Annotated in this window: 7 protein-coding genes; all 7 read left to right on the plus strand. The window is 61.2% G+C overall.

Annotated elements, in window-relative coordinates; genetic code table 11:
- On the plus strand, positions 1 to 657 hold the full coding sequence (dksA, locus tag AC1DWI_RS08260; protein ID WP_477724658.1) for an RNA polymerase-binding protein DksA: 657 nt from the start codon (positions 1 to 3) through the stop codon (positions 655 to 657).
- A gap of 39 nt (positions 658 to 696) precedes the next feature.
- Entirely contained in the window at positions 697 to 2,544 is a 1,848-nt protein-coding gene (locus tag AC1DWI_RS08265) for an STAS domain-containing protein (protein WP_477724659.1), read from the plus strand.
- 491 nt (positions 2,545 to 3,035) lie between these two features.
- Complete coding sequence (gene mraZ / locus AC1DWI_RS08270) at positions 3,036 to 3,464, plus strand: division/cell wall cluster transcriptional repressor MraZ (RefSeq protein WP_477668921.1); 429 nt, start codon at positions 3,036 to 3,038, stop codon at positions 3,462 to 3,464.
- 9 nt (positions 3,465 to 3,473) lie between these two features.
- Entirely contained in the window at positions 3,474 to 4,391 is a 918-nt protein-coding gene (gene rsmH, locus AC1DWI_RS08275; protein ID WP_477668407.1) for a 16S rRNA (cytosine(1402)-N(4))-methyltransferase RsmH, read from the plus strand.
- A 160-nt stretch (positions 4,392 to 4,551) separates the two neighbouring features.
- Positions 4,552 to 4,860 (plus strand): cell division protein FtsL, encoded by a 309-nt coding sequence (ftsL, locus tag AC1DWI_RS08280; protein WP_477668920.1) that lies wholly within the window; start codon positions 4,552 to 4,554, stop codon positions 4,858 to 4,860.
- Positions 4,857 to 6,590, plus strand: coding sequence for a peptidoglycan D,D-transpeptidase FtsI family protein (locus AC1DWI_RS08285; RefSeq protein WP_477668406.1), 1,734 nt, complete (start codon positions 4,857 to 4,859; stop codon positions 6,588 to 6,590). The genes ftsL and AC1DWI_RS08285 overlap by 4 nt, the downstream gene beginning before the upstream one ends.
- 2 nt (positions 6,591 to 6,592) lie before the next feature.
- Positions 6,593 to 7,861: Mur ligase family protein (locus AC1DWI_RS08290; protein WP_477724660.1), on the plus strand; the 1,269-nt coding region annotated here is incomplete at its 3' end.

The raw sequence follows: 7,861 nt of genomic DNA on the forward strand, positions 1-7,861 counted from the left end.
GTGGTACCCGCCCCGGCACCGGTCAGGGCCGGGCTGATGGCCCCGCCTCCACTGAAACCCGGCAGGCGCAGCTCCGCCCGTGTAGCCACCCAGTCACCCCCTCCCGCACCCATGGTGCCAACCCATGCGCCTGACGCAGCCAAAGCCAGTTACTCCACAATGACCGAACGCGTGATCGCGCCGCCACCCCAGGCGGCGGCCAAAAAAGACCCCAAGCTCGCCAACAACTGGAAGACCAAATCCGCCGAGCAGCTGACCGACGACGAAGTCAAGGCGATGCCGGACTCCGAGTACATGAACGAAAAGCAGCTGGCTTTCTTTCGCCACAAGCTGTCGGTGCTCAAGCAGGACATCCACAACAGCGCCGGCGAAACCACCGAGCATCTGCGGGAAGACACCGTTGTGGTGCCCGACCCGGCGGACCGCGCTACGATTGAAGAAGAACATGCCCTTGAATTGCGCACCCGTGACCGGGAACGCAAGCTGCTCAAGAAGATCGAACAGTCGATTGCCCGCATCGACTCCGGCGACTACGGTTATTGCGATGAAACCGGCGAACCCATCGGCGTAGGCCGGCTGATCGCCCGCCCCACGGCCAATTTGTCCCTGGAAGCGCAGCAACGCCGGGAACTCAAACAGAAGATGTTCGGCGATTGACCCCAGATTACCGGTTGAAGTTTATTTAATCGTCCTGCCATGTCCAAAGAAGATACCGCTTCAGGCTTGCTCTCCAAGATGGTGAAGTTCGTCCGGAATCCGGCCACGAACTGGTCCGATCTGGACGGCGCGCAAACAGACCGCGACGAAGCCATGAGCAAGCAATTGCTCAAGGAAATGATTGAGCGCAAGCGGCAAAACGACTTCGTGCGCAAGCGCGAATTCGACATGCTGCGCAAGATGCGCAAGCGTGAAGCCATGGTAGGTGTGGGCCAGGACCCAGGCGGCCGGCCTTCGTTCTTCCAGAGCAGCATGCCGTCCAAGCCCGACGACAGGGCCACCACGCTCAAGAAGATCGACGAGATCGAAGCGCAGATGTCCATGCAGTGGTGGAAAACCAAGAATGGCGGCATGCCGGACAACTCGGTGCACGCGCCCTTGCATAGCCCATCGACGCAGGCGCTCCCCATGCTGGACAATGCCTTGCCCACTGCATACAGGGCCACGGCGCCGGCAGGTTTGCAGCAGCTGAACGCAGCCAGGTTGGCCGCCGAGCAGCAGGCGGCCCGGGAAGCCGCTCACGAGCCCTCCCAGACCCAGCCCGATTCCCTGTCTGTTGCGCTGGCTGCAGCCCGGTCTACGCCGCCTCCCCAGCCTCCTGCCAAACCTCCCGCCATTGGCGGCCTGGCGGGTATCGGCGGCAGTTACGACAGCGGCGGCGGYTCATCCGGTTTTTCTCCTTCCAAGCTCACTGCGGTGGACGTGGAGGAAGTGGTTGCCCATGACGCAGAGCTGGAGGAGGCCGCTATCCGGTTTGCCAATGGCGACGATGCAGGTGCCGAAGCCGGCCTGCTGGAGATTCTTGCCCCCGGTGCCGTACGCGCGGGCCACCCGGATACCTGGCTGACCTTGTTTGACCTGTACCGGGCCACGGCCCAACAGGACAAGTTTGAAACGGCAGCCATCCAGTTTGTCGAGCGGTTTGACCGTTCGGCACCGCAGTGGTTCTCCATGCCTGACATGGTGAAAATGCTCAGCGTGCCGGCGGCGGGCAAGGCTGCCACCAATGCCAATGGTCCCGCTGTTGATTGGGTCTGTCCCTCTGTGCTGGGTATACAGACCGTGGCAGCCCTCAAGGCTGCCACCGCCAAGGCGCCCATGCCATGGCGCCTGAACTGGAACAATCTCAAAACCATCGATCCTGATGCTGTCGAGCCTTTGTACAAGGTCTTCAGCGGGTGGGCGACTCAGCCCGTTCAGCTGCGTTTCATGGGTGATACCCAGTTGCAGAAGGTACTGCAGAACGCCACCCCTTCGGGCAGCCGCGACACCGCCCAGCAATGGTGGCTTTTGCGTATGGAGGCGCTGCGTGTAACGCATCGGCCCGACGACTTCGAATTGGCCGCACTCGACTTCTGCGTTACCTACGAGGTCTCCCCGCCAGCCTGGGACAGTGCACGTTGCGAATACAAGCCGATCGATGCGCAGGGCGATGTCACGAGTGGGCAGGCCATCATTGGCGACGTGTACCGTGATTCCKTGTCCTCCAGTCTCAGCGCTATTGATGGAGACACCCAGATGGATGCACCGAGTTCGCAGATGAGCAATGTGCTGTCGGTCGAACTGTCGGGCCAGATCCAGGGTGATGCGATAGCAGTGCTGGACAAGCTGGAAGTCAAGCTGATGGGTGCGGACATGATGCTGATCTCCTGTGCCAAGCTCATTCGCGTGGATTTTTCGGCTGCGGGAACGCTGCTGAACTGGGTCTCAGCCCGCGAAGAGGAAAACCGCTCAGTGCAATTCACGGAAGTCAACCGCCTCGTTGCAGCGTTCTTCAATGTGATCGGCATCACTGAGCACGCAAGGGTCACAGTCCGCATCGACTAACCTTTGCGGCCTTTCTACTGGCCGATTTGGGTAGTGTTGTCATGCCATTCGCCGTCTAGTCGGGATTGGCCCGCCAGGTCTTCCGGCGCCCTGTGCTTTCTGCACCTTCCCCCTCAAAAAAGCACGCCATTCCTGCGACTGCGCTCATCTTGTTGTGCGGCGGCCGTTATCTGCTATATTTTTCATAGCTATGCCATGCTTGCACTGTCCAAAAACAGGTCGCTGAGCGTTTGAATGGATGGAAATAGTCCCTCTTTTTTCCATTTTGGCGGGCGCCCAGTTGCTGGCGCTTAAAGCAATACTTTCATTGCATCGGCTAAGTGCTTAATTTAGAACACTTTTTAATATAAGCCCTGGATCCGAAGATACTCCTAAGTCCTTGATTTCATTGAAAAAATTTGTTTCAAATCCCTTGTTTGCAAATGGTTTCCTGCTAAAGTGGGGAAAAGTGCAATTTAGTGGTGAAAAGTGTTTTTCAAGGGTTTGTAGCAGTGTTTCAAGGCGCTTCATCGTTAGTTCTCGATACCAAGGGTAGGCTCTCCGTGCCTACCAGGCATCGTGACGTGCTGAGTGCCACCGCTTCCGGCCAACTCACCATCACCAAACATCCGCACGGTTGTCTCATGATTTTTCCCCGCAACGAATGGGAAAAATTCCGTGACCGCATTGCTTCGTTGCCGATGCAGGCGCAGTGGTGGAAGCGCATCTTCCTTGGCAACGCAATGGACGTCGACATGGACGCCACCGGCCGTGTGCTGGTGTCGCCCGAATTGCGCGCGGCTGCCGGCATCAGCAAAGACACGGTGCTGCTGGGCATGGGTGGTTATTTTGAGCTTTGGGACGCCGCCACCTACGCAGCCCAGGAGGCCGAGCAAATGAAGGGCGAGATGCCCGATGTCTTCAAAGACTTCTCGTTCTGAAAGAAGACGGTGAACGGCACATGGACACACCGCACCGTCTTGTTGAACGAAGCCATAGCGGCGCTTCTTGTCAACCCGGACGGCCACTACGTCGACGCGACCTTCGGGCGCGGCGGGCATTCGCGGTTGTTGCTGTCGCAGCTCTCACCCCAAGGACGGCTTACCGCCTTCGACAAGGATCTCGACGCCATTGCCGACGCGCACACCATCACCGACTCGCGATTTTCCATCCGTCACGAGGGCTTCATGCATTTGGGTCAGTTGCCCGTCGCCAGTGCGGCCGGCGTGCTGATGGATCTGGGTGTGAGTTCACCCCAGATCGACAACCCGGTGCGCGGTTTTTCTTTTCGGCAAGAGGGGCCTTTGGACATGCGCATGGACACCACGCGTGGCCAGAGCGTGGCCGAGTGGCTGGTGGATGCATCCATAGAAACCATGGCGGAGGTGATTCGTGAATATGGCGAAGAACGGTTTGCTCAACAGATTGCAAAGGCGATTGATCGTCGCCGACAGGAACGGGGCCCTCTTCGAACCACCGCTGAGCTGGCCGAAGTCGTGGCTGGCGCGGTCAAAACCCGCGAGCCGGGCAAGGACCCTGCAACGCGCACATTTCAGGCTCTTCGGATTTTCATCAACGCCGAGCTTGAAGAGCTGCAACAGGCGCTAGCTGCGTCGCTGAAAGTTCTCCAACCGGGAGGCCGTCTGGTGGTGATCAGTTTTCATTCGCTCGAAGACCGCATCGTCAAGCAGTTCATCGCCGCACATTCGCGCGAGGTTTTCGACCGTCGCGCGCCTTTCGCCGAACCCAAGGCCATGCAGCTCAAGGCGCTTGGCCGCACCAAGCCCAGCGCAGAAGAGGTCGAAGGCAATCCGCGCTCGCGCAGCGCCGTGATGCGCGTCGCCGAACGCACGGGGGTGGCGGCATGAACCCCGTAGTACGCGAAGCGACAAACGTGAGGGGCCTACAAAGGGCGACAGGCATTTCATGCCAGCCGGGGCCGCGGAACCGGCTTTGCCGGGCCGCAGGCGCAGCGGCCCCTTCGAGGGGCAGCGCAGTACGCGAAGCGACAAGCGTGGGGGCTATCTCATGGCCAGGCTGAACCTCGTGTTGCTTCTCGCCGTGTTGACCAGCGCGCTTTACCTCGTGCGCACCCAGTACGAGTCGCGACGTCTCTATGTCGAGCTGGAAAAAGCGACGGCCGAAGCCCGCAAAATCGAAATGGACAACGAGCGTTTGCAGGTGGAAAAGCGCGCCCAGGCGACGCCGCTGAAGGTCGAGAAGCTTGCGAAGGACAAGCTGCAGATGCGCACGGTGACACCTGCCATCACGCAATATGTGAGCTACAAGGACGCTCCGGTAACGGCGGCTTCGGCACCGGAAGGGCCCAGGCCATGAGTCGCAGCGTGCTTTATTCGTCCAGCCCCCTGCTGGCCAGCAAGACTCCCGTCTGGCGCAGCAAATTCATCGTGGCTGGTATCGCGTTGGCTTTTGCCGGGCTAGCGGGCCGTGCGGCCTATATCCAGATTTTTGGCAATGAATTTTTCCAGCGCCAGGGTGAGGTGCGCTTTGCCCGCACACTGGAGTTGCCCGCCAACCGCGGCCGCATCCTGGACCGCAATGGGCTGATCCTCGCATCCAGCGTACCGGCATCCAGCATCTGGGCCATTCCCGAAGACGTCGAAGCCAGCAAGTCGCAACTGGCCGAGCTGGCCGTGCTGCTGGAAATGCCGTTGGTCGAGCTCAACAGGAAGCTGGGCGAAGAGGACAAGACCTTTGTCTGGCTCAAGCGTCAGGTCGACGAGCCGGTGGCAAAAAAAATCCATGCCATGGGCATCAAGGGCATCTACCAGCGCAAGGAATACAAGCGTCAATATCCCGAGGGCGAAACCGTGGCCCACGTGGTGGGCTTCACCAACGTTGAGGATCGCGGCCAGGAGGGCATTGAGCTGGCCTTCAACAAGGACCTGGCCGGCAAGGCCGGTTCGCGCCGCGTGATCAAGGACCGCCTGGGCCGTGTCGTCGAGGATGTCGGCGAACAGATGCCGCCCGTCGAAGGCAAGGACATCCAGCTGAGCATAGACAGCAAGGTGCAGTTCTTCGCCTACCAGAAGCTGCGCGACGCGGTCATTGCGCGCAAAGCCCGGGCCGGCAGCGTCGTGGTGCTGGACTCCACCACCGGCGAGGTACTGGCACTGGCGAACTATCCCAGCTACGTGCCCGACAGGCGGAAAAATCTGACCGGCGAGCAGTTGCGCAATCGGGCCCTCACGGATACCTTCGAGCCGGGTTCCACGATGAAGCCGATCACGGTGGCCATGGCGCTGGAGGCCGGTCGCATCAAGCCGCAAACCGTCATCGAAACCGGACCCGGCCGTTACAGCATCGGCGGCTTCACCATCAGTGACACCCACAACTACGGCACGCTGACAGTGGAAGGCGTCATCCAGAAATCCAGCAACGTCGGCGCGCTGAAGATCGCACAAAAGATGAGTCCGCAGGAAATGTGGGAGACCTACATGGCTCTGGGTTATGGGCAAAAGCCGCAGATCCAGTTCCCAGGCGCGGTCACCGGACGTGTGCGACCCTGGAAGACCTGGCGCCCTGTCGAGCAGGCGACCATGGCCTATGGTTACGGGCTGTCGGCTTCGCTGTTCCAGATGGCGCACTCCTACACTGCGTTCGCACATGACGGCCAGATCATTCCCGTCACCATGCTCAGGAGCAGTGAGCCCGCGGTAGGCGTACAGGTCTTTTCCGCAGCGAACGCGCACGCCGTCCGCCGGATGCTGCAAATGGCCGCCGCACCCGGGGGTACTGGTCCGTTGGCGCAAACGGTGGGTTATTCGGTAGGCGGCAAATCGGGAACGGCGCACAAGCAGGTTGGAAAAGGTTATGCCACCAACAAGTACCGGGCCTGGTTCACCGGCATGGCCCCCATTGAAGCGCCCCGCATCGTCGTCGGTGTGATGATCGACGAGCCCAGCGATGGCAACTACTTCGGCGGCGTGGCCGCCGCGCCTGTGTTCAGTGAGGTGGTGCAGCAGACCCTGCGCATGATGGGCGTGCAGCCCGACATGAGCGTCAARCCGCARATCACCACGCAGGCCGTGGAGGAGTCGTTTTGAGCATGCAACTCCACACCCCTGAACAAGCCGCCGGCTGGTTGCGCGAACGCGTGAGCGGCAGCCTGTGCACGGACAGCCGCAGACTGACCCCGGGCGACGGCTTTATCGCATGGCCCGGCACCGCGACCGATGGGCGCAAGTTCGTGGGCAGCGCGTTGAATGCGGGCGCCACTGCCTGTCTGGTCGAACAGGAAGGCGCGGCCGCCTTCGGTTTCCAGGACGAAAAGATCGCCGAATACGCCGGTCTCAAGGCTGCGACCGGGCCTATCGCCGCCGTCTACTTCGACCAACCGAGCCGGCAGTTGCGGGTTTCCGCTGTGACCGGCACCAACGGCAAGACCTCCACCGCCTGGTGGCTGGCGCAGGCTCTGGGCCGGCTGGGTCACAAATGCGGCGTCATTGGCACGCTGGGCATAGGTGAGCCTGGTGCCATGGTTTCCAACGGCCTGACGACGCCCGACCCGGTGCTGCTGCAACAGGAACTTCGGCGCTTCGCCGACCAGGGCTTTGTCGCCTGTGCGCTGGAGGCCTCCTCCATCGGCGTGGTCGAACACCGCCTGGACGCGACCGTCATTGAGGTCGCAATTTTTACCAATTTCACGCAGGACCACCTCGACTACCACACTTCCATGCAAGCCTACTGGGAGGCCAAGGCCGCGCTGTTCGGCTGGCCGGGCCTGAAGGCGGCGGTCATCAATATCGACGATGCCAAGGGTGCAGAACTGAAGGAGTCGCTCGCGGGGAGCGGCCTGGACCTCTGGACGGTGTCCTGTGCGGAGCCGGCGCGTTTGCAGGCGCGCAAGCTCGAGCACGGCACTGATGCCTTGAGCTTTGAGGTGACGGAGGGTGCCGAAAGCCATACGCTGGCTGCCCGACTGGTGGGCCAGTACAACGTGTCCAACCTGCTCGGTGTACTCGCGGCCCTGCGCGCCATGGGTGTGCCGCTGGCCGATGCGGTCAAGGCCTGTGCCGGCCTGCTACCCGTGCCCGGCCGCACCGAGACGTTGGCCATGCCCGGTCGGCCGCTGGTGGTGATCGATTACGCCCACACGCCCGACGCACTTGAAAAGGTATTGCTCGCGCTGCGACCGGCAGCGGCACACCGCAATGGTCAGCTCTGGTGCGTGTTCGGTTGCGGTGGGGACCGCGACACCACCAAGCGACCGCTAATGGCAGCCGTAGCCGAAAAAAATGCCGACCAGGTGGTGGTGACCAGCGACAATCCGCGCAGCGAAAATCCGCTGGCCATCATCTGCCAGGTGCTGCTGGGC

The sequence above is a fragment of the Polaromonas sp. P3_C2 genome, from assembly GCF_056402675.1.